20 protein-coding genes are annotated in these 19,904 nt (G+C 66.2%); 11 read left to right on the forward strand and 9 right to left on the reverse strand.

The genetic code is table 11. The features are described from left to right. The 4 genes from BWR19_18270 to BWR19_18285 form a co-directional block, all read right to left on the reverse strand. Positions 1 to 1,332, reverse strand: a complete 1,332-nt coding sequence (locus tag BWR19_18270) for a hypothetical protein (GenBank protein ID APX94709.1) — start codon at positions 1,330 to 1,332, stop codon at positions 1 to 3. Positions 1,333 to 1,683: 351 nt separating this feature from the next. Further along, positions 1,684 to 2,928, reverse strand: coding sequence for a 4-hydroxytetrahydrobiopterin dehydratase (locus BWR19_18275; GenBank protein ID APX94710.1), 1,245 nt, complete (start codon positions 2,926 to 2,928; stop codon positions 1,684 to 1,686). A 99-nt stretch (positions 2,929 to 3,027) separates the two neighbouring features. Continuing rightward, on the reverse strand, positions 3,028 to 3,447 hold the full coding sequence (locus tag BWR19_18280; GenBank protein APX94711.1) for a hypothetical protein: 420 nt from the start codon (positions 3,445 to 3,447) through the stop codon (positions 3,028 to 3,030). Between the two features lie 115 nt (positions 3,448 to 3,562). Beyond that, on the reverse strand, positions 3,563 to 5,263 hold the full coding sequence (locus BWR19_18285; GenBank protein ID APX94712.1) for a methyl-accepting chemotaxis protein: 1,701 nt from the start codon (positions 5,261 to 5,263) through the stop codon (positions 3,563 to 3,565). A gap of 224 nt (positions 5,264 to 5,487) precedes the next feature. Here BWR19_18285 and BWR19_18290 point away from each other — a divergent pair, with 224 nt between their 5' ends. Continuing rightward, entirely contained in the window at positions 5,488 to 6,060 is a 573-nt protein-coding gene (locus BWR19_18290) for a hypothetical protein (protein ID APX94713.1), read from the forward strand. A 7-nt stretch (positions 6,061 to 6,067) separates the two neighbouring features. On the opposite strand, the gene BWR19_18295 is transcribed toward BWR19_18290, so the two are convergent. The 4 genes from BWR19_18295 to BWR19_18310 form a co-directional block, all read right to left on the reverse strand. After that, complete coding sequence (locus tag BWR19_18295) at positions 6,068 to 7,372, reverse strand: C4-dicarboxylate ABC transporter permease (GenBank protein ID APX94714.1); 1,305 nt, start codon at positions 7,370 to 7,372, stop codon at positions 6,068 to 6,070. A gap of 30 nt (positions 7,373 to 7,402) precedes the next feature. Further along, positions 7,403 to 7,966: a C4-dicarboxylate ABC transporter permease gene (locus BWR19_18300; protein APX94715.1), complete on the reverse strand. Its 564-nt coding sequence runs from the start codon at positions 7,964 to 7,966 to the stop codon at positions 7,403 to 7,405. Positions 7,967 to 8,044: 78 nt separating this feature from the next. After that, positions 8,045 to 9,034 (reverse strand): C4-dicarboxylate ABC transporter substrate-binding protein, encoded by a 990-nt coding sequence (locus tag BWR19_18305; protein APX95101.1) that lies wholly within the window; start codon positions 9,032 to 9,034, stop codon positions 8,045 to 8,047. Positions 9,035 to 9,051: 17 nt separating this feature from the next. After that, a complete protein-coding gene (locus BWR19_18310; GenBank protein ID APX94716.1) occupies positions 9,052 to 10,038 on the reverse strand; it encodes a LysR family transcriptional regulator in 987 nt (328 codons plus the stop codon). 336 nt (positions 10,039 to 10,374) lie between these two features. Between BWR19_18310 and BWR19_18315 the strand changes: the two genes are divergently transcribed. From BWR19_18315 to BWR19_18335, 5 genes are all read left to right on the forward strand, one after another. Then, positions 10,375 to 11,127, forward strand: coding sequence for a hypothetical protein (locus tag BWR19_18315; protein APX94717.1), 753 nt, complete (start codon positions 10,375 to 10,377; stop codon positions 11,125 to 11,127). Further along, positions 11,124 to 11,828 (forward strand): allophanate hydrolase, encoded by a 705-nt coding sequence (locus tag BWR19_18320; GenBank protein APX94718.1) that lies wholly within the window; start codon positions 11,124 to 11,126, stop codon positions 11,826 to 11,828. The genes BWR19_18315 and BWR19_18320 overlap by 4 nt, the downstream gene beginning before the upstream one ends. Continuing rightward, the gene (locus BWR19_18325; GenBank protein ID APX94719.1) at positions 11,825 to 12,754 is read left to right on the forward strand and encodes an allophanate hydrolase; all 930 of its coding nucleotides are present in this window, start codon (positions 11,825 to 11,827) and stop codon (positions 12,752 to 12,754) included. The genes BWR19_18320 and BWR19_18325 overlap by 4 nt, the downstream gene beginning before the upstream one ends. A gap of 192 nt (positions 12,755 to 12,946) precedes the next feature. Beyond that, positions 12,947 to 13,702, forward strand: a complete 756-nt coding sequence (locus tag BWR19_18330) for an ABC transporter ATP-binding protein (protein ID APX94720.1) — start codon at positions 12,947 to 12,949, stop codon at positions 13,700 to 13,702. After that, positions 13,695 to 14,423 (forward strand): ABC transporter ATP-binding protein, encoded by a 729-nt coding sequence (locus BWR19_18335; protein ID APX95102.1) that lies wholly within the window; start codon positions 13,695 to 13,697, stop codon positions 14,421 to 14,423. The genes BWR19_18330 and BWR19_18335 overlap by 8 nt, the downstream gene beginning before the upstream one ends. Positions 14,424 to 14,429: 6 nt before the next feature. On the opposite strand, the gene BWR19_18340 is transcribed toward BWR19_18335, so the two are convergent. Next, positions 14,430 to 15,275: an AraC family transcriptional regulator gene (locus BWR19_18340; protein APX94721.1), complete on the reverse strand. Its 846-nt coding sequence runs from the start codon at positions 15,273 to 15,275 to the stop codon at positions 14,430 to 14,432. 106 nt (positions 15,276 to 15,381) lie between these two features. Here BWR19_18340 and BWR19_18345 point away from each other — a divergent pair, with 106 nt between their 5' ends. From BWR19_18345 to BWR19_18365, 5 genes are all read left to right on the forward strand, one after another. Next, positions 15,382 to 16,614, forward strand: a complete 1,233-nt coding sequence (locus BWR19_18345; protein APX94722.1) for an ABC transporter permease — start codon at positions 15,382 to 15,384, stop codon at positions 16,612 to 16,614. Between the two features lie 82 nt (positions 16,615 to 16,696). Continuing rightward, positions 16,697 to 17,584 carry a branched-chain amino acid ABC transporter permease gene (locus tag BWR19_18350; protein APX94723.1) on the forward strand — a complete coding sequence of 296 codons (888 nt, stop codon included), beginning with the start codon at positions 16,697 to 16,699 and terminating at the stop codon, positions 17,582 to 17,584. A gap of 2 nt (positions 17,585 to 17,586) precedes the next feature. Then, entirely contained in the window at positions 17,587 to 18,582 is a 996-nt protein-coding gene (locus tag BWR19_18355) for a branched-chain amino acid ABC transporter permease (GenBank protein APX94724.1), read from the forward strand. Between the two features lie 33 nt (positions 18,583 to 18,615). Then, complete coding sequence (locus BWR19_18360) at positions 18,616 to 19,443, forward strand: hypothetical protein (protein APX94725.1); 828 nt, start codon at positions 18,616 to 18,618, stop codon at positions 19,441 to 19,443. A gap of 25 nt (positions 19,444 to 19,468) precedes the next feature. Continuing rightward, complete coding sequence (locus BWR19_18365) at positions 19,469 to 19,903, forward strand: MxaD family protein (GenBank protein ID APX94726.1); 435 nt, start codon at positions 19,469 to 19,471, stop codon at positions 19,901 to 19,903. Position 19,904: the final 1 nt, after the last annotated feature.

Below are 19,904 nucleotides of genomic sequence, written 5' to 3' on the forward strand. Positions count from 1 at the left end.
TCAGGGCGTCACGACCTGGCACTCCATGCCGTTCTGCGACAGGCGGTAGCAGGTCTCGCGGGCCTGGTTCTCCTGCAGGTCGACCAGCCGGGCACGGAAGAACTTGCGGTCGCTGGACTCCACTTCGGTGACCGCCACCCGCGACATAGCCTGCTCGGAGGACAGGTAGCCGGCCGCTCTGGACGCCGAGGCGCGGGCCTGGTCGAAGTCCTGGTAGGCGCCGACCTGGATCGCCCAGCTGCCCTGTTCGATGCTGCCCTCGGCGGCGACCCCTGAGGCACTGAGCACGGCCAGGATCGGGTCTTCATCGGCACGGTAGGCCGGTGTCGTGTCAGCGCGGGAGTCGGCGCTATCGGCCGGCTGGCTGCTGCGCGGCCGAGCGTCCAGCGCAGCGATCAGCCGCAGCGGCTCGCTGGCCGCCTCCGGCTGGGTCTGCAGGTCGGCCATCGCCGTGGTCGGCGCCCGGTTCGGCATGTCGCTCGACTGGCCCTGCACCGACGCCACCAGTGTCTCCATCGGCTGGGCAATGCTGGTTTCCGCCACCCAGCCGTTCTGGTCGTTGAGGGCGGCGCGCATGAAGCCGCGGTCCAGCAGGGTGATCATGTGGTCATCCCGGGACTGGGCGGTAAAGCCGCCCATCACCACGGCAACGATACGCCGGCCATCGCGCACCGCCGAGGTCGCGACATTGAACCCCGAGGCGCGGATAAAGCCGGTCTTGAGGCCGTCGGCACCGGGGTAGTTGCGCAGCAGGCGGTTGTGGCCGTTGATGGTCTGACCGCGGTAGCTGAAGCTGGAGTTGGCGAAGTAGTGGTAGTAGTCCGGGAAGTCGTTCATCAGCCGCACCGAGAGCGTGGCCAGGTCGCGGGCGGTGGAGGTCTGCAGCGGGTCGGGCAGGCCCGAGGGGTTGCGGAAGTAGGTGTTGGGCATCCCCAGGCTGCGCGCCTTATCGGTCATCATCTCGCCGAAGTAGTCAACGCTGCCACCCAGCGCTTCCGCCACCACCACCGCCACGTCGTTGGCCGAGCGAATGATCAGCGCGGGGATCGCCTCGCGCAGGGTGATGGTGTCGCCGGCTTTCACGCCCAGCTTGGAGGGCTGCATCGAGGCCGCGTAGGAGGAGACCGGCAGCGGCTGGTCGAGACTCAGGCGCCCCTCCTCGACCGCTTCGAAGGCGAGGTAGAGGGTCATCATCTTGGTCAGTGAGGCCGGATAGCGAGTGGCGTCGGCGTTCGCCGAGTGCAGCACCTCACCGTTCTGGCTGTCGACCACGATCGCCGCATAGCGCGGATTGGCCTGGGCCGAGGAAGCCAATAGCCAGACGCCCACCATCAGGGTGGCGAACCCCCAGAGGCGATGGCGACCGATTGTTGTGGTTATGGTCACGAGAGATATGTTCACATCGAGCCCTTCGCGTATCGCTGACTGTCCCTGCTACCTGTGCCAGGCGGCTCCATACAGGAATTTATGCCCTATCTCCGCCATCTGTCCAGTAGCATCGTCGGTCATTACCGGGAGGTATTGCCCGCCACGCTCGGCTGCAGGCCCCTGGATAAAGGGCCTATCGCGTCACCGAGCGAATAAAACAGGCATGCTAGCCATTCATTAAAGCAGTGTTTTTTCTCGCTCAATGCCGGGAATTGCTGGCATTTTTGCCTTTAATTGCCCGCTCGGGCTCGACGCCTAGGCCACCGCGGGCTGCTCGTCCCAGGCCGGAAAGGGGTCGGGCAGACGTCGCCACACCTCTACCCCCGCGGCCAGCTCGGCGTCGCTCAACAGGCAGGCGTCGAGCGCCTCGCGCAGCCTGGTCTTGTCCAGCCGCTGGCCGATGAACACCAGCTCCTGGCGCATGTCGCCGAACGGCTCCTGCCATTTTTCCATGATATAGCCGCGGTATTCGGGATCATCCGGCCAGCGCGACTCGGGGACCGCCTTCCAGAACATACCGGCGTAGCCGTGGTGGGCAATGCCGCCGGCCTGACTCCACTGGCCGGCGTACTGCGGCCGCGTCGCCAGCCAGAAGAACCCCTTGGAGCGCAGCAGCTTGCCGCCGAACCAGTCGCCGTGCAGCAGGTCGTGAAACTTCTGCGGATGGAACGGCCGACGGGCGTGATAGGCGAAGCTCGAGATGCCGTACTCCTCGGTCTCGGGCACGTGCTCGCCGCGCATCTCCTTGAGCCAGCCGGGGGCCTGCTGGGCACGCTCGAAGCTGAAACGGCCGGTCTCGAGCACCTGCTCGAGCGGCACCTGGCCCTGGCGGATGGGGATCAGCTCGGCCTGGGGATTGAGCGAACGCAGCACGGCCTTGAGCTCTTCCAACTGAGCCGCGTCGATCAGGTCGGTCTTGCTGATCAGCAGCACGTCGCAGAACTCGATCTGGTCGACCAGCAGGTCGGCCACGTTGCGCTCGTCCTCCTCGCCCAGGCTCTCGCCGGCCTCGGCCAGCGACTGGGCGTCGTCGTACTGGCGCAGGAAGTTGGCGCCGTCGACCACCGTGACCAGGGTATCGAGCCGCGCCAGCTGCGACAGGCTCTGGCCCTGTTCGTCTTCGAAGGTGAAGGTCTCGGCCACCGGCAGCGGCTCGGAGATACCGGTGGACTCGATCACCAGCGCATCGAAGCAGCCCTCCCGCGCCAGCCGTGCCACCTCGATCAGCAGGTCTTCGCGCAGCGTGCAGCAGATGCAGCCGTTGCTCATCTCCACCAGCGATTCATCGATGCGGTTGAGGCCGATCTCGCCCAGCGCGTTGCCGGCGGCGGCGCCACGCACTGCCGCGGCGTCGATATTGACCTCACTCATATCGTTGACGATCACCGCGACGCGGCGCTGATCGCGGTTGTTGAGGATATGGTTGAGCACCGTGGTCTTGCCGGCGCCGAGAAACCCCGACAGGACCGTCACCGGCAGGCGATCAAATGATGGTGGCATTGGCATGGCGCGTCTCCTCTGGCGTCACGGGAAATGCCACACAAAATATGTTATATCATAACAATTATCAAGCCAACGCCATCCGCAGATGGCGATGATTCACTCGGGTGAGACATCGAGGCTGACGCGATAGCGATAGTCGAGATCGCTGCAGCGCTGCTCGCCGTTACAGGCGAAGGGGTTCATCACGTGCACGAACCACACACCCGGCTCGAGCTGCTGCTCGAGGCGAAAGTTGTGCCCGCGGCCACCGTCCCAGTCGCGGGCAACCTGGTTGCCCTCGGCGTCGAGCAGCCGGGCGTTGGGAATCACCTGGGTCTGCTGGCCGGCGTGGGTGTGGCTTTCGAGCACGACGTTGGCGGGGCTATCCAGCGTAAAGGTGAAATAGCGCGCGCCGGCCGAGACGATCTCGACCTCGTCGCCGTCCTGCAGGGTGATGGCGTGCTGCTCGTGGGGTGCCGAGGCGGCACAGCCGGCCAACAGCAGCAGCGCCACGATGATCAGCCCACTCAGGGGCATCGTCGAAGGCTTGCTCGTGGAAATGGATCGCATATGGCTCTCCTGTCTTGTCAGGGGGTCACGCTATAACGACAGCGGGAGCCGCAAATGGCTCCCGCAATCCTCTTAATGGCGGCTAGCGCATGCGCGAGGCCAGCAGCGGCCGGCCCGGCACGGTGCGCGGTGGCGCGCTGGCCAGCGGCGAGGCAGGCACGTCGGCAGAGCCCTGGCGAGAGGGCTGCTGCTCGTTGGCTGCCTCGAGGGTGAACACCGCCACCGCGTCTACCAGGCGCCGCGCCTGCTGGCGAAGGTTGTCGGCGGCGCTGGCACTCTCTTCGACCAGCCCGGCATTCTGCTGGGTGACGTGGTCCATCTCGGAGACCGCTTGGCCGGCCTGAGTCACGCCGACGCTCTGTTCGGCGGTGGCGTGGCTGATCTCGCTGACGTACTGGGTCACCTTGTCGATGGCGGCGATGATCTCCTGGGTGCTGCGCCCGGTGTCACCGGCCAGTTCGGCACCCTGCTCGATGCGCTCGACGTTGGCCGAGATCAGCGCTTCGATCTGCTTGGCGGATTCGGCGCTGCGCTGGGCCAGGTTGCGTACCTCGTTGGCGACCACCGCGAAGCCGCGGCCGTGCTCGCCGGCGCGTGCTGCCTCCACCGAGGCGTTGAGGGCCAGGATGTTGGTCTGGAAGGCAATGCCGTCGATCATGCTGATGATCTCCGAGACCTCCCGCGAGCTCTCGCGGATCTCCTGCATGGTGGCGACCAGCTGCTGTACCGACTCGCCGCCTTCGCCGGCGACGCGGGTAGCGTCACCGGCCAGCTGGTCGGCCTGGCGGGCATTGTCGGCGTTGAGCTTGACGCTGCTGCTGAGCTGCTCCATGGCGGTGGCGGTCTCGGTCAGCGCGCTGGCCTGCTGCTCGGTGCGCGAGGCCAGTTCGTTGTTGCCTTCGGCGATCTGCTCGCTGTTACTGGCCACCTCTTCGGCGGCCTGGCGCACGCTGGAGACGGTGCGCTGCAGCTGCTGGGACATCGCTACCAGGCTGGCCATGATGCTGCGGCTGTCGTGCTTGCCCAGTTGGCGGGTATTGACCAGCTCACCGCGACCCACGGCTTCGGCGAAGGCGCGCACTTCGTGGGGCTCGGCGCCCAGCTCGCGCAGCAGCTGGCGGGTCAGGCGAGCGGCCAGCAGCAGCGCGATGATCACCGCGCCGCCGCACAGCACCAGCATCAGAATCTGAAAGCCGCCGGCCAGGTCACGGGCGGCGCTGGCTTCGGCACCGTTCATGCTCTCCTGCAGGTCGATGAAGGTGTTGATGCTGGCCAACCAGGCACTGAACGCCGGGCTGGCCTGCTCGAGCAGCAGCTCGCGTGCGCCGTCGATATCGCCCTCGAGGCGACGCTCGACCACCGCCTCGACCAGCGGCATGGTGCGCGCCTCCACGGCCTCGATGTCGGCCAGCGCGGCGCGCTCCTCGTCGGTGATGTCGTCGCGGCTGGCGAACATGCTGGCCATGCCGGCCGCCGCCTGCTGGTAGTCCGCCTCGAGCGTGGCGATCTCGTCCAGCGCGGTTTCCAGCGCGGCGCTGCTGTCGACCAGGGTGACGTCGCGCAGGGCGATGGCGCGGTCGTGCACGCTACCGCGGAAGTCGATGGCGTGGCGCTGCTTTTCGCCGTTGACGTCGTTGATCACGGTCAGGCTGCGGTCGATGCTGTTGACCTGCCCGACGCCGACGGCGGTGAGGGCGATCATCAGCACGATGATGACGGCGAAACAGGCGAGCAAGCGAGTCTTGATGCTGCGACCCTTGAGGAGAGTGAGGCGGCCCTGCATGGCGGCATTCCTTGTACAATGTTATCGGGGTCTGGCGTCGTTATGGTGGCGTGCGGGGAGCGTACGCCTAGATAAAGCTATACGACGAATAATTTCTTGTACAACTTTAATTGCCATATGTACAAATTTTTACGCCTGCTACAATTCCCTCCCTTGCTGGGATGTCGCTTGGCGATTCTGGTAATCTGCCGACTGCTTCCGGCACTTACCCTCAGGAATCCACCATGCCCCGCTACGCCTCCGCTTTTTCAGCCGCCGCCTTGCTTGCCCTACTGCCGTTCGGCGGCGCTGCCAGCGCCGACCTCGTCGATGAGCGCCTGCAGGTGATCGACGCCTGGGCCGTGGCTACCCTCGGCGACGGCGAGCAGCGCGTGTATCGGGCCCTCAACGCCAGCGACTACAGCGACGCCTATCTGGCGGTGAACTACCGGTCAGGGGTCTGCGACCTGCCGGACCTGCAGATGCGCGTCACGCTCGAGGAGACCCAGCAGCAGGATGAAGTGGTCAACCTGGCGCCCACCGAGATCCGCATCGACCGCCTGCAAACGCATAGCGCCGCCGCCGAGTTTGCCACCCGCGCCGGCGATGACGGCTTCTATGCGCGTTTCTACGTCGAGGATCAGGCCGAGCTGCTGCGTGAGATGCGCCGTGGCGAGGTGATGCGGCTGCGCTTCGAGGGGGAGGAGGAGAACTACTGGTACATGGAGTTCAGCCTGTACGGCGCCGACCAGGCGCTGCCGCTGGCTGCCGACCAGTGCCGTCGCACCAGCCAGCAGCCGCAGGACTTCTTCGACTAGGTGCCTGTCAGCGGTTCATCGCCTGGGGCAGATGCAGGGCGATCTCCGGGAACAGGTACATCAGCACGATGGCCAGCAGCATCAACAGGAAGAACGGTAGCGTGGCCTTGGTGATGGTGACGATATCCTTGCCGGTGAGGCCCTGGATCACGAACAGGTTGAAGCCCACCGGTGGCGTGATCTGCGACATCTCCACCACCACCACCAGGTAGATCCCGAACCAGATCAGGTCGAAACCGGCGGCACTCACCAGCGGCATGAGAATGGCTGTGACCAGCAGGATCAGCGAGATGCCGTCGAGGAAGCAGCCCATCACCAGCAGCAGCAGGGTCAGCATGATCAGCAGCATGGCCGGCGACAGCCCCATCTCACCGATGGTACGGGCCAGCTGCATCGGCACCTGGGTGAAGCCCATCGCCGAGGTCAGGAAGGAGGCGCCGGCGATGATGAAGGCGATCATGCAAGCGGTACGCACTGCGGCGAACAGCGAGTCCTTGAGGGTGGCCATGTCGAAGCTACCGGTAAGGCGTGCAATGACGATGGACAGCACCACGCCGACCGCCGCCGCCTCGGTGGGCGAGGCCAGCCCGCCGTAGATCGACACGATGATGCCGCCGATCAGCAGCAGGATCGGCACCAGCGCCCAGGTGTTGCGCAGCTTGTCGACGAAGCTCATCGACGACTCGTCGTAGCCGGTGCGACCCTCGCGGTTACCCTTGAGCAGCGACCACAGCACCAGATAGCTCATGAACAGCGCCAGGATCATCAGCCCCGGGCCGATGCCGGCCATGAACAGCCGCGAGATCGACTGCTCGGTGACCACGCCGTAGACGATCAGCACGATCGACGGCGGAATCAGCAGCCCCAGGGTCGAGGCGCTGGCCAGGGTGCCGATGGCCATGTTGCTGTCGTAGCCGCGGCGCTCCAGCTCCGGCAGCGTCATCTTGCCCACCGTGGCGCAGGTCGCCGCCGATGAGCCGCAGACCGCGGCAAACATGCCGCTGCCAATGATATTGGTGTGCAGCAGCCGACCGGGCAAGCGGTTGAGCCACGGCGACAGGCCGCGGAACATGTTGTCGGCGAGCCCTGAGCGGAACAGGATCTCGCCCATCCAGATGAACATCGGCAAGGCGGTGAGATCCCAGCCGTAGCTGGCACCCCAGAAGTCCGAGGCGAGGATCGGCCCCGGCGAGAAGGGGCTGAAGAATTCCAGCGCGACCCAGGCGGTGCCGATCAGCGCGAAGGCGATCCACACCCCGCTGCCGAGCAGCACCGCCAGGGTGATGATGGTAGCCAGGCTCAGTATCAGCACGTGAGTGTCTCCAGATTAGCGGGCATGGGCTCAGCGCACCTCGCTGTCGTCGGTGGCGGTGGCTTCGCGAAAGCTCGCGGGGTCGCGGGCGGCGATACGCAGCGCCATCAGCAGGGCTTCGGCTAGCGCCAGGCACAGCAGCCCCACGCTGGTGGCCAGCACCGTCTGCGGAATCCACAGCGGGATCGACAGGAACCCCGAGGAGACGTCGTTGTACTGCAGGCTCTCGCGGGCCAGCTCGATCAGGCCATAGCCCAGCAGCAGGCTGATCGCCAGGGCCACGATCAGGCCAAACACCTCGAACCACACGCGTATGGCCGAGGGCAGGCGCGAGATCAGCAGGGTCACGCGGATGTGCGCGTGATGGACGAAGGTGTAGGCCAGGCCGAGGAAGGTCGCCCCGACCAGCAGGTAGGCGGCGATCTCGGAGACCCCGGTGATGCTCAGCCCCAGCCGGCGCAGGCCGACCAGCACCAGCAGCGCGTCGACCACCCGGAAGGTGACCTGCAGCGCGATCAGGGTGCAGATCGTCACCATGCACGCCGCCGCGCCCCAGGCCCCGAGGCGGTAGAGCTTGTCGAATTTGAAGGTCATGGTCGCAGTCTCGATGAGTGCGTGGGCGAGACGGGGCAGCGGCAGGACCGCTGCCCCGGCAGGCAGACTGGCTAAGGCTTAGTTGTCGAGCCCGGCGCGATACTCCTCGAGTACCTGCTGGGCCTCGTCGCTGGCACGCTCCAGCCAGTCCTCGAACAGCTTATCGCCGGCCGCCTGCAGCGCTGCGGCAACCGCCTCGTTGGGCTCGGAGATGGTGATGCCGTTCTCCTCGAGCACCGCGGCGCTGGTATCGCCATCCTCACGGCTCATCTGCCAGCCGCGCTCTTCGGCACGCGCCGCCGCTTCCAGTACGGCCTCCTGGGTCGCCTCATCGAGGCGGTCGAAGGCGCGCTGATTGATGAAGATGATGTTCTTGGGCAGCCACAGGTTGGCGTCGGTGTAGTGGTCGACGTAGTCCCAGGCGGTCATCGAGTTGCCGGTGGAGACCGAGGTGATCATGGCGTCCACGCGCCCGGTGCTGAAGGCGGTGGGGATGTCCGACTCTTCGGTCTCGGTGGGATTACCGCCGAGGTTCTGCACGAAGCGCTGGGTGTTGATGTTGGGCGCCCGCACTCGCAAGCCTTCGAACTGCTCAGGGTCGGTCAGCTCGTCGGCGGTGTAGATGCCCTGGGCCGGCCAGGACACGGCGTAGAGCGGCATGATGCCTTCTTCTGCGAACAGCTCGGTGATCAGCGGCTTGGTGGCCTCCCACAGCGCGAAGGCCTCGTCATAGCTGCCGGCCACCCCGGGCAGGGTGTCGACTTCGAAGATCGGATCGTCGTTGGAGAGCACCGACATGAACACCTCGCCGGCCTCGATGGTCCCGCGCCGCACCGACGGCTTGATCTCGCCGTGGGCAACCAGCGAGCCGCCGCTGTGCACGTTGATGGTCAACTCGCCGTCGGTGGCCTCGGCCACGTCCTCGGCGAACTGCTTGGTGTTCTGGGTATGGAAGCTGGCATCGCCGTAGGGCGTGGCCATGGTCCATTCGGCGGCCTGGGCGGTAGCCGCCGCGGCCAGGCTGCAAGCGGTGACCAGCAGCAGCGGGGTAGCGATTGTCTTGCGCATCATAAAAGACCTCTTGTTCAAGTTGATGGTCGTACTGGGTGGATAATGGACGCCGGGGCGGGATGCACCCAGCGTACCGCGAAGGCGGGGTCCGCCATGTCCTCGCGGCGACCCTCGGCATAGGCCGCAGCGCACTGCTGAGCCAGCTGCCCGACGCCGCGACAGAAGCGTGGATGATTGGCCTGGCGCCAGATTACATCGTAGTGCATGGCCGGCAGCGGGTCCGGCAGCGCCAGGCGGTACAGATCACCGCGCCGCCACTCGTCAAGCACCGTGGCCACCGGCAGGGCGCCGATGCCCAGCCCCTCCATGGTCATCCTCACGATGGTCATCAGCGTGTTGACGCTATGAATACGCGGGCTATCCAGCCCCTGATCGGCAAGATAGTCGACCAGCTCTTCATAGGGCCTGGCCTTCTTGCCGAAGGAAATGAACGGCAGGCTGGCCATCCAATCAGCGGGGGTGGCACCGAGCTTTTCCGCCTGGCGAGGCGATACGAACATGCCCATTTCATAAGGATTGAGCGGCATCTGGTCGATCTGGTCAGCCGGCAGATAGCCATTCATTGCCAACAGAATATCCAGATCGTTGTTGATCAGTCGCCGATTGACCGCCGGCGAGTAATCTACCGTCAACTCGATGGTCAGCCGCGGATAGCGCTCGGTAAGTTGGCGCATGAAATCGGGAAACCAGCTGTGGGCGATGGTCTCGATGGTGCCTAGTCTTAGCGGCGCCGAGAAGGCGTCGTCGCTGTCGAACAAGGCCATCGCCGCATCGCGCTGCTCGAGCATTCGCTCGGCGTGCAGAAAGAATTCGCGACCGCGCATGGTCGGCTGAATGGGCCGCATCGAGCGCTCCAACAGCAGCTCGCCCACCGTGCTCTCCAGGCGAGAAATACGCTCCGAGACGGAGGGCTGAGTCAGGTGAAGCCTGGCCGCCGCCTTGCGAAAGGAGCCTAGCTTTACCGCCCAGACAAAGGCTTCGAGCTCCTTGAAATCGAGCATATTACCGATCTCGACTCAGGCCCTTGGAGGCAAAAATGGAGTAGAAAGGGCTATCGAATTCATCTGTCACTCCACGGATAGCACTAAACAAGCGGAAGCTTTTATCGATGCCAACAGCGCTCCGCGATTAGCGCCTGTTGTTGATGTTGTAAGCACACACGTTAATTAATTGATAATCCTCTCGTGCCGCGACGTCAACCATTTTTCCACCCAATAACAACATGATAGAAGCTGCCGATATTCAATATCGCCAAAAACGATTGGCACTCGAGGAGTCGAGTTCATATATTGGTGTTCATGTCCGGATAACCTTCTTCAATAATAACAGGAGTCTTCATGGCCATTCCCCTGCTCAACTGCGACATGGGCGAGAGCTTCGGCAACTGGACCCTGGGCATGGACGCCGAGGCCATGCCCTATGTCGACTGCGCCAACATCGCCTGCGGCTTCCACGCCTCCGACCCCCACGTGATGCGCCGCACCGTGTCACTGGCCGCCGAGCACGGGGTGCGCATCGGCGCCCATCCCGGCTACCCCGACCTGATGGGCTTCGGCCGCCGCTCGATGGCCTGCACGCCCGCCGAGGCCGAAGACCTGGTGCTCTACCAGGTCGGTGCGCTGGCCGGCATCTGCCAGGCCGAGGGCATCCGGCTGCACTACATCAAGCCCCACGGCGCGCTGTACAACGACATGGCCCGCGATCCGGCGCTGCTGGAGGGCGTCATGCGCGCGGTACGCGCCTACGACGCCAGCCTGCCGCTGATGCTGATGTCCACCGCCGACCCTGCGCCGAGCCGCGAACTGGCGGCGCGCATGGGCGTGACGATCTGGTTCGAGACCTTCGCCGACCGCGCCTACGATGGCAACGGCCACCTCGCCTCGCGGCGCCTGCCGAATGCCGTGCATCACGACCAGGCGACCATCGTCGGCCAGGCCATGGCGCTGGCCAAGGGCGAATCGCTCACCGCGCTGGATGGCACCGTGCTGCAGCTGCCCAGCGACACCCTCTGCGTGCACGGCGACAATCCCGAGTCGGTGGCCGCGGTGCGCGCCATCCGCGAGGCCTTCCAGGCGCTGGAGCAGGCGTGACGCCGCGAATCGACACCACCGCCATGGATGCCCTGATGGTGCGCCTGTTCGACGCCATCGATGAGTCCAACATGGCCTGGATCATGGCCGCCGACCGCGCCCTGCGCGACGCCTTCGGCGCGGCGCTGATCGATCTGGTGCCCTCCTATACCACTCTGCTGGTGCACTACGACTGCCAGCGGCTCGGCCACCCAGAGGCGCGCAGGCGTGCTTTCGAGGCCCTGGATGGCCTGCAGCCCGCCGATACCCAGAGTGGACAGCTTCACCAGATCCCGGTGTGGTACGACGAGAGCGTGGGACCGGAACTGCCGCGGGTGGCCAAGCGCGCCGGCCTCGACGTCGAGGCGTTGATCGCGCGTCACTGCAGCCACGACTACTGCGTGTTCGCGCTGGGCTTCGCCCCCGGCTACGGCTTCATGGGGCTGGTCGACGAGGCGCTAGCCACGCCACGGCTCGACACCCCACGGCGCAAGGTCGCCGCCGGCAGCGTCGGCATCGCCGATCGCCAGACGGCCATCTACCCGCTGCTCTCCCCCGGCGGCTGGAACATCCTCGGCCGCACCGCGGTGCCGCTGTTCGAGCACGCGCGGCGCGGCGAGCCGCTGCTGCGGCCCGGCGACAAGGTCCGCTTCAAGGCCGTTTCACGCGCCGAGTTCGAAGCCGACGGCGGCGATACCACGCCGCTGGAGGAGCGCCCATGAGCGACGGCATGGTGGTCAAGCAGGCCGGCCCTCTGGCGCTGGTCCAGGACGCTGGGCGCTTCGGCGTGCGCCACCTGGGGGTGACCCAGGGCGGCGCCGCCGACTGGATCTCGTTTCGCTGGGCCAACTGGCTGCTCGGCAACCCCCTCGACAGCGCCGCGCTGGAGATCGTCATGGGCGGGGGCCTGACCCTGGAGGTGGAGCGCGCCACTCGACTGGCGCTGGTCGGCGCCGATCTCGGCGCGACCCTCGACGATGCGCCGCTCGCCCCCGGCACCAGCTTCAGCGTGCGCCCCGGCCAGCGGCTGGTGTTCCGCCAGCCGCTGGCCGGGCTGCGCGCCTACCTGGCGTTCCCCGGCGGCCTCGAGGCACCCATGGTGCTGGGCAGTCGCGCCTGTACCGCCCGCGAGCGCCTGGGTGGCCTGCACGACGACGGCCAGCCGCTGATCGCCGGCGACCGCCTGACCTGGCCCGGCGACGCCCCCGCCGAACGCCAGCTGCCCGAGGGCGCCGCGCCGCGCATGCCCACCCCGGGCTGCCGGCTGGCGCTGGTACCCGGTGCGCAGGTCGCCCACTTCAGCGGGGCCAGCCTGTTCCGCGCCTTCAACATGGCATGGCGGGTCGACAACCGCGCCGACCGCATGGGCGTGCGACTGACCGGCCCTGCGCTGCGCTGCTCACTGCGCGGCATGGTCTCGGAGGGCATTCCGCTGGGGGCGGTACAGGTGCCCGCCGATGGCCAGCCCATCGTGCTGCTCAACGACCGCCAGACCATCGGCGGCTACCCACGGCTAGGCGCCCTTACGCCCACGGCCTGCGCCACCCTCGCCCAGTGCCTGCCGGGCACCGAGGTGGGCCTGATGCCGGCTTCGCCCGGCCAGGCACAGGAGGCGCATCTGCGCCAGCTGAGGGCGTGGCGCGACTAGAATTTTATCTATTTTTCAATGCTCTACATGCATCACCGCAAACCGCCCCGCCAATCCAATGTGGGTTTCGGATAGTTTGACGTGCGCTATGGTCATGGCGAAAACACCCCGCATGCACCATAACTGAAGGGCCGGGCGAGACCGTTCGGCAGCCAATACGCACCGATAACGACAACAGTGGCGGAGCCTGTGATGCCAGAGGCAATCATCGAGACCACCGGCCTGACCAAGAGCTTCAAGGGCTTCAAGGCGGTCAACGACATTTCATTTCAGGTGCTGCCGGGCACCATCCACGCCATGATCGGCGCCAACGGCGCCGGCAAGACGACCTGTTTCAATCTGCTCACCAAGTTCCTGGCCCCCACCAGCGGCCAGATCCTGTTCAAGGGCCAGGATATCACCGCCCTCAAGCCGGATCAGATCGCCCGCCTGGGCCTGGTGCGCTCGTTCCAGATCTCGGCGGTGTTCGGCCGCCTGACCGCGCTGGAGAACGTCAAGCTGGCGCTGCAGCGCCACCGCGGTGAATCCTACGATTTCTGGGGCTCGCACCGGCGTCTCGACCACCAGCGACAGCGTGCCGAGGAGCTGCTCGACGACGTCGGCCTGGGCGATGTGGTCGACACCCCCGCTGCCGAACTGCCCTACGGCCGCAAGCGCGCCCTTGAGCTGGCCACGACCCTGGCCCTGGACCCGCAGTTGATGCTGCTCGACGAACCGCTGGCCGGCATGGGCACCGAGGACGTCGGCCGCATTGCCGCGCTTATTCGCCGCGTGGCCGAGGGGCGTACCGTGCTGATGGTGGAGCACAACCTCGGCGTGGTCGCCGAGCTGTGCGACCGGATTACCGTGCTGGCCCGCGGTGAGGTGCTGGTGGAGGGCGACTACGCCACGGTGTCCAAGGATCCGCGAGTCATCGAATCCTATATCGGAGGTGCCGCCCATGGCTGACGCAGCGCTCGATCAGCAGCCGGCGACGATGCTCAGCATTCGCGGCCTGAACGCCTGGTACGGCGAGAGCCACGTGCTCCACGGCATCGATCTCGAGGTACCCGAAGGCCAGGTGGTGACGCTGCTGGGCCGTAATGGCGCCGGCAAGTCCACCACCCTGAAGTCGATCATGGGCATCGTGCCCAGGCGTGAAGGTAGCATCCGCCTGCAAGGCGTCGAGACCGTCACCCGGCGGCCCTACCATATCGCCCGCCAAGGGATCGCCTTCTGCCCCGAGGACCGCGGCATCTACGCCACCCTGGACGTGCGCGAGAACCTCGAGCTGCCGCGCCGCATCAATTCGAGCGGTCTCTCCACCGAGCAGATCCTCGACCTCTTCCCCAACCTGCGTGAACGCCTGCACAGCCCCGGCTCCAAGCTCTCCGGCGGCGAGCAGCAGATGCTGGCGATCGGCCGCATCCTGCGCACCGGGGCGCGCTTTCTGCTCCTCGACGAGCCCACCGAGGGCCTGGCACCGGCCATCGTCGAGCAGATCGGCGACACCATCCGCCACCTCAAGACCCAGGGCTACACCATCCTGCTGGTGGAGCAGAACCTGCGCTTCGCGATGTCGCTGGCCGACCACCACTACCTGGTCGACCACGGCCAGGTGGTGGCCAGCTACGACCGCCAGAGCATCGACCACAACGCCGACGCGCTGCTGGCCCGGCTCGGCGTCTGACCGCACTCACGCCTGGCTATGATGGCGAAAGTGCGACGGCGACACGCCCTTCATGCGCTTGAAGGTCTTGGAGAAGGCGAACGGGCTGTGGTAGCCGACCCGCCCGGCGATCTCTTCCACCGGCAGGCTGCTGGTGGCCAGCAGGTGGGCGGCGTGCTGCATGCGCAGCTGGGTCAGCTGCTGCATCGGACTGCGGCCGAAGACCTTGCGGCTGATACGCCGCAGATGCTCGCTGCTGACGTGGGCGATCTCGGCCATCTCCTCGATGGTCCAGTGCTTCTCGAGGGTCGGGATCACCGCATCGAACACCGCCACGATGCGTGGGTCGCGCCGCCACGGATCGGCGAAGCGCGAGATATAGCGCTCGATGGTATCGCCCCACATCTCGCAGCTGGCGGCATCGCCCTGGCCGTGAAACACCTCGCTGTAGAGCCCCAGGATGGCGTGTTTCATCGGCTCGGGATCGAAGTGCTGCATGATCGGCGCGATGGTGCCGACCACCGAGCGCGGCGCACTCGGCAGGTAGCGCACCCAGCAGTACTGCCAGCGGCTTCCCGGCACGGCATGGAAGGCGTGCAGGCCGTGGGCCGGGGCGAACGACATCATGTTGCGGCGCATGGTGCACCAGCCGCCGTCGAGCAGCATGCGCCCCTCGCCGCCCAGCGAGCCGTGGATATAGGCGCCGCTGAGCCGCGTGCGCACGATGCGGTAGGGCACCGCGGCATCGCCGACTCCGACGTGGGAAATGTGCCGGTCCTTCAGCGCCTGGCAGTCCTCCACGCGCACGATCCACTGCTGGGTATCGTCCCCCACAATGTGGGTTTCGGATAGGTAGTCGTGTGCTGACGCCATGGCGGGATCACTCTTTTTGGCCCTTACTGATAGCAGCAACACATAACAGAAAGCGGCTGCTCAAGGCCAACTATAACAACAGTCACAACGAGCACAGGAGATTAACATGCCAGCCAAGACCCCTTTGAAAACCTTCGCCCTGTCGTCGATAGTGCTCGCCATGGGCGCCGCCTCCGGCGCCATGGCCAGCAATGGCTTTTCCGACGATGTAGTGCGTATCGGCGTGCTGACCGACATGTCCGGCATCTACACCGACCTCTCCGGCGAGGCCGCGGTGGAAGCCGTGCGCATGGCGGTCGAGGACTTCGGCGGCGAGGTCGGCGGCGTGCCGATCGAGGTGATCTACGGCGATCACCGCAACCGCGCCGATACCGGCGCCAGCCGTGCCCGGGAGTGGTACGACAACGACGGCGTCGACATGATCAACGACCTCTCCAACTCCGGGGTCGCGCTGGCGGTGGCGGCGGTGGCCGAGGAGCGTCAGCGCCACGCCATTTCCAACTCGGCGTCCAACATCGGACTGACCAACGACTACTGTTCGCCCTATGTGACCCACTACACCTACGACGCCTATTCGCTGGCCCAGGGCACCGGCAAGACGATCGTCGAGGACGGCGGTGATACCTGGTTCTTCCTCACCGTCGACTTCGCCTTCGGCATCGGCCTCGAGGAGCAGGTCTCCGAGGTGGTGCGCGAGGCCGGCGGCCAGGTCGTGGGCGCCGCCCGCCATCCGCTGGATACCACCGACTTCTCCTCCTACGCCCTGCAGGCCCAGGCCTCGGGCGCCGAGATCATCGGTATCGCCTCCACCGGCGCCGATGCCATCAACGCCATCAACGCGCTGTCCGAGTTCGGGGTCTCCCCGGATCAACGCCCGGCGGCCCTGCTGCTGTGGTACGACGACATCGTAAGCCTCGGCCTCGAGACCGCCCAGGGCCTGCTGCTGACCAACGCCTTCTACTGGGATGCCAACGACGAGACCCGCGAGTTCTCCCAGCGCTTCTACGAGCGCACCGGCCGCATGCCCAACATGGCCCAGGCCGGCAACTACTCCTCCACCATGCACTACCTCAACGCCGTGGAAGCCGCGGGGACCGATGACCCGGACGCCGTCTCCGAGCAGATGCGCACGCTGGAGATCAACGACTTCTTCGCCAGCGGCGGCTATATCCGCCCCAACGGCCGTATGGTGCACGACCAGTACCTGTGGGAGGTCAAGGCACCCGACGAGTCGGAGTATGACTACGACTTCCTGCGCCTGGTGGCGACCATCCCCGGCGAAGAGGCCTTCCAGCCGCTGGAAGACAGCAGCTGCTACCTGCTCGAACACAACCAGTGAGCGCGGCCGCTGCCCGGGGGCTCCCCGGGCAGCGGTGTGATGCTGATCGTCGCCCCTTCGTTCTCTCTGTGAGCAGTCAATCATGGATATCTTCGGTGTACCCATTCAGGCCCTGATGGGTCAGCTCATGCTGGGTATCGTCAACGGCTCCTTCTATGCCGTCTTGAGCCTCGGCCTGGCGATCATCTTCGGCGTGCTCAAGATCGTCAACTTCGCCCACGGCGCCTTCTTCATGCTGGGTGCCTTCACCGCCTTTCTGCTCGCCCAGCATCTCGGCGCCAACTACTGGACCACGCTGCTGGTGGCCCCCCTGGCCGTGGCGCTGTTCGGCATGCTGTTCGAGTGGCTGTTCCTACGCCGGCTGTACGGGCTCGACCCGATCTACGGCCTGCTGCTGACCTTCAGCCTGGTGCTGGTGCTGGAGGGTGGCTTCCGGGTCGCCTTCGGCTCCTCCGGCCAGCCCTTCGCTACCCCCGAGGCGCTGCGCGGCACTATCAACCTGGGCTTCATGATCCTGCCGATGTATCGCGGCTTCGTGATCGTCGCCGCCCTGCTGGTATGCCTGGTGACCTGGTTCGTGATCGAACGCACCGCGCTGGGCGCCAACCTGCGTGCCGCCACCGAGCGCGCCGAACTGACCCAGGCCTTCGGCATCAACGTGCCGCGCCTGGTGACCCTGACCTACGGCGTCGGCGTGGGCCTGGCGGCGTTTGCCGGGGTGCTTGCCGCGCCGATCTTCCACGTCAACCCGTCGATGGGCTCGAGTCTGGTGATCATCATCTTCGCGGTGGTCGTCATCGGCGGCCTGGGCTCGATCATGGGCGCCATCGTCACCGGCCTGGGGCTGGGCGTGGTGGAGGGCTTTACCCGGGTGTTCTACTCGGAGTTCTCCTCGACCATCGTATTCCTGGTCATGGTGCTGGTGCTGCTGCTGCGCCCCGCCGGCCTGTTCGGCCGAGAGGAGGGCTGACCATGCACCTGCGTTCCCTGACCTGGCCGCTGCTGATCGTCGGCCTGATAGTGCTGCTGGCGGTGCCCTTCTTTCCGCAGCTGGTGTACTCGGTGTTCATCATGAAGACGCTGTGCTTCGTGCTGTTCGCCTGCGCCTTCAACCTGCTGCTGGGGCATACCGGCATCCTCTCCTTCGGCCACGCCGCCTTCTTCGGCACCGGCGCCTATATCACCGGCCAGCTGGTCAAGGCCTACGGCGTCCCCACCGAGCTCGGCATCCTCGCCGGCGGCCTGGTGGCCGCCATGCTCGGCGCGGTGATCGGCGCCCTGGCGATCCGCCGCAGCGGCATCTACCTGGCGATGATCACCCTGGCGATGTCGCAGCTGGTGTTCTTCTTCTTCCTCCAGGCGCCCTTCACCGGCGCCGAGGACGGCCTGCAGCGCATTCCCCGCGGCACCTTCCTGGGCATGATCGACCTCAACAGCGATGTGGCCCTCTACTACGTGGTGCTGGGCATCGTCGGCGCCGGGCTGTGGGTGGTGTGGCGCACCGTCAACTCACCCTTCGGCCAGGTGCTGCGGGCGATTCGCGAGCACGAGCCGCGGGCCATCTCGCTGGGCTATCCGGTGGCGCGCTACAAGGTGCTGGTGTTCACCCTCTCCGCGGGGCTGTCGGGTATCGCCGGCTCGCTCAAGGCGATCATCTTTCAGCTCGCCGCCCTCTACGACGTGCACTGGCACACCTCCGGCGACGTCATCCTGATGACCCTGCTGGGCGGCATGAACACCGTGTTTGGCCCCGCCGTGGGCGCGGTAATCGTCTCCACCCTCAACCACTACCTGGACCCGTTCGGCGCCTGGGTCACGGTGATCATCGGCGTGGTGTTCATGACCTGCGTGCTGACCTTCCGTCAGGGCGTGGTGGGCGAGCTCGGCCGCCTGCTGAGGTCGCGTCACCCATCCAAGCCAACCAAAGCGCCGCCTCACGCCAGCGCCCGTGCCGATAGCCAGCGCTGAACGACCGCGAACTCTGAGAACAAGGAGGCCAGCATGGCCCAGCTCGATAGAACCACCCTGATGGCGCGCTTTCGTGACATGGCCGCCCGCGGCCAGCCGATCATCGGCGGCGGCGCCGGCACCGGTATCTCGGCCAAGTGCGAAGAGGCCGGCGGCATCGACCTGATCGTGATCTACAACTCCGGGCGCTACCGCATGGCCGGGCGCGCCTCCTCCGCCGGCCTGCTGGCCTACGGCAACGCCAACCAGATCGTCCAGGAGATGGCGCTGGAGGTGCTGCCGGTGGTCAAGCACACCCCGGTGCTGGCCGGCGTCAACGGCACCGACCCCTTCGTGATCATGCCCAAGCTGCTGCGCGAGCTGAAGGACCTGGGCTTCTCGGGGGTACAGAACTTCCCCACCGTGGGCCTGATCGACGGCACCTTCCGCATCAGCCTGGAGGAGACCGGCATCACCTACGCCCAGGAAGTCGAGATGATCCGCCTGGCCCATGAGATGGACATGCTCACCACGCCCTATGTGTTCTCCGCCGAGGAGGCGGTGGCCATGACCGAGGCCGGCGCCGACATCATCGTCGCCCACATGGGCGTCACGGTGGGCGGCACCATCGGCGCCGCCACCGCCAAGAGCCTCGACGAGTCGGTGCAGCTGATCGACGACTGGGCGGCGGCGGCCCGCGAAGTGCGCGACGACGTGCTGGTGCTCTGCCACGGCGGGCCCATCGCTACCCCCGAGGATGCCGCCTACGTGATGCGCAACAGCCAGCACTGCCACGGCTTCTACGGCGCCTCGAGCATGGAGCGCCTGCCCACCGAAATCGCGCTCACCGAGCAGATCCGCCAGTTCAAGGCCATCGCATGAGCCACGCCAACACAAGGAGCACACCATGACCCGCGTCTATGTCAGTGCCGTAATGCCGATCAGTCTGGAGCAAGCCTGGCGCGTGCTGCGCGACTTCAACGGACTGCCCGACTACCACCCGTTCTTCGCCAAGAGCTACATCGAGGACGGCAAACCCGCCGACCAGCTCGGCTGCGTACGCCACTTCCACGACCACGACGGCAACGCCATCCGCGAGGAGCTGCTGTCGCTCTCCGACCGCGAGCACCTCTGCTGCTACCGCATTCTCGACGCCCCGGCGCTGCCGGTGCGCGGCTATGTCTCGGAGATGCGCTTGAAGCCGATCACCACCAGCGGCCACTGCTTCGGTGAGTGGTGGGCGGAGTTCGAGGTCGACGACGCCGACCGTGACGACGTGGTCCAGCGCGTCGGCGACACCTTCCGGCTGGCCTTCGAAGGGGCCACCGAGCGCGCCCGCTAGG

Source organism: Halomonas sp. 1513, from assembly GCA_001971685.1.
Classification (GTDB): Bacteria; Pseudomonadota; Gammaproteobacteria; order Pseudomonadales; family Halomonadaceae; genus Franzmannia.

Bases quoted from the DNA above. Each gene is read 5' to 3' on its own strand.
- BWR19_18270 (APX94709.1), bottom strand. From the start codon at position 1,332: ATGGTGGGCGTCTGGCTATTGGCTTCCTCGGCCCAGGCCAATCCGCGC.
- BWR19_18275 (APX94710.1), bottom strand. From the start codon at position 2,928: ATGCCACCATCATTTGATCGCCTGCCGGTGACGGTCCTGTCGGGGTTT.
- BWR19_18280 (APX94711.1), bottom strand. From the start codon at position 3,447: ATGCCCCTGAGTGGGCTGATCATCGTGGCGCTGCTGCTGTTGGCCGGC.
- BWR19_18285 (APX94712.1), bottom strand. From the start codon at position 5,263: ATGCAGGGCCGCCTCACTCTCCTCAAGGGTCGCAGCATCAAGACTCGC.
- BWR19_18290 (APX94713.1), top strand. From the start codon at position 5,488: ATGCCCCGCTACGCCTCCGCTTTTTCAGCCGCCGCCTTGCTTGCCCTA.
- BWR19_18300 (APX94715.1), bottom strand. From the start codon at position 7,966: ATGACCTTCAAATTCGACAAGCTCTACCGCCTCGGGGCCTGGGGCGCG.
- BWR19_18305 (APX95101.1), bottom strand. From the start codon at position 9,034: ATGCGCAAGACAATCGCTACCCCGCTGCTGCTGGTCACCGCTTGCAGC.
- BWR19_18310 (APX94716.1), bottom strand. From the start codon at position 10,038: ATGCTCGATTTCAAGGAGCTCGAAGCCTTTGTCTGGGCGGTAAAGCTA.
- BWR19_18315 (APX94717.1), top strand. From the start codon at position 10,375: ATGGCCATTCCCCTGCTCAACTGCGACATGGGCGAGAGCTTCGGCAAC.
- BWR19_18325 (APX94719.1), top strand. From the start codon at position 11,825: ATGAGCGACGGCATGGTGGTCAAGCAGGCCGGCCCTCTGGCGCTGGTC.
- BWR19_18330 (APX94720.1), top strand. From the start codon at position 12,947: ATGCCAGAGGCAATCATCGAGACCACCGGCCTGACCAAGAGCTTCAAG.
- BWR19_18335 (APX95102.1), top strand. From the start codon at position 13,695: ATGGCTGACGCAGCGCTCGATCAGCAGCCGGCGACGATGCTCAGCATT.
- BWR19_18340 (APX94721.1), bottom strand. From the start codon at position 15,275: ATGGCGTCAGCACACGACTACCTATCCGAAACCCACATTGTGGGGGAC.
- BWR19_18345 (APX94722.1), top strand. From the start codon at position 15,382: ATGCCAGCCAAGACCCCTTTGAAAACCTTCGCCCTGTCGTCGATAGTG.
- BWR19_18350 (APX94723.1), top strand. From the start codon at position 16,697: ATGGATATCTTCGGTGTACCCATTCAGGCCCTGATGGGTCAGCTCATG.
- BWR19_18355 (APX94724.1), top strand. From the start codon at position 17,587: ATGCACCTGCGTTCCCTGACCTGGCCGCTGCTGATCGTCGGCCTGATA.
- BWR19_18360 (APX94725.1), top strand. From the start codon at position 18,616: ATGGCCCAGCTCGATAGAACCACCCTGATGGCGCGCTTTCGTGACATG.
- BWR19_18365 (APX94726.1), top strand. From the start codon at position 19,469: ATGACCCGCGTCTATGTCAGTGCCGTAATGCCGATCAGTCTGGAGCAA.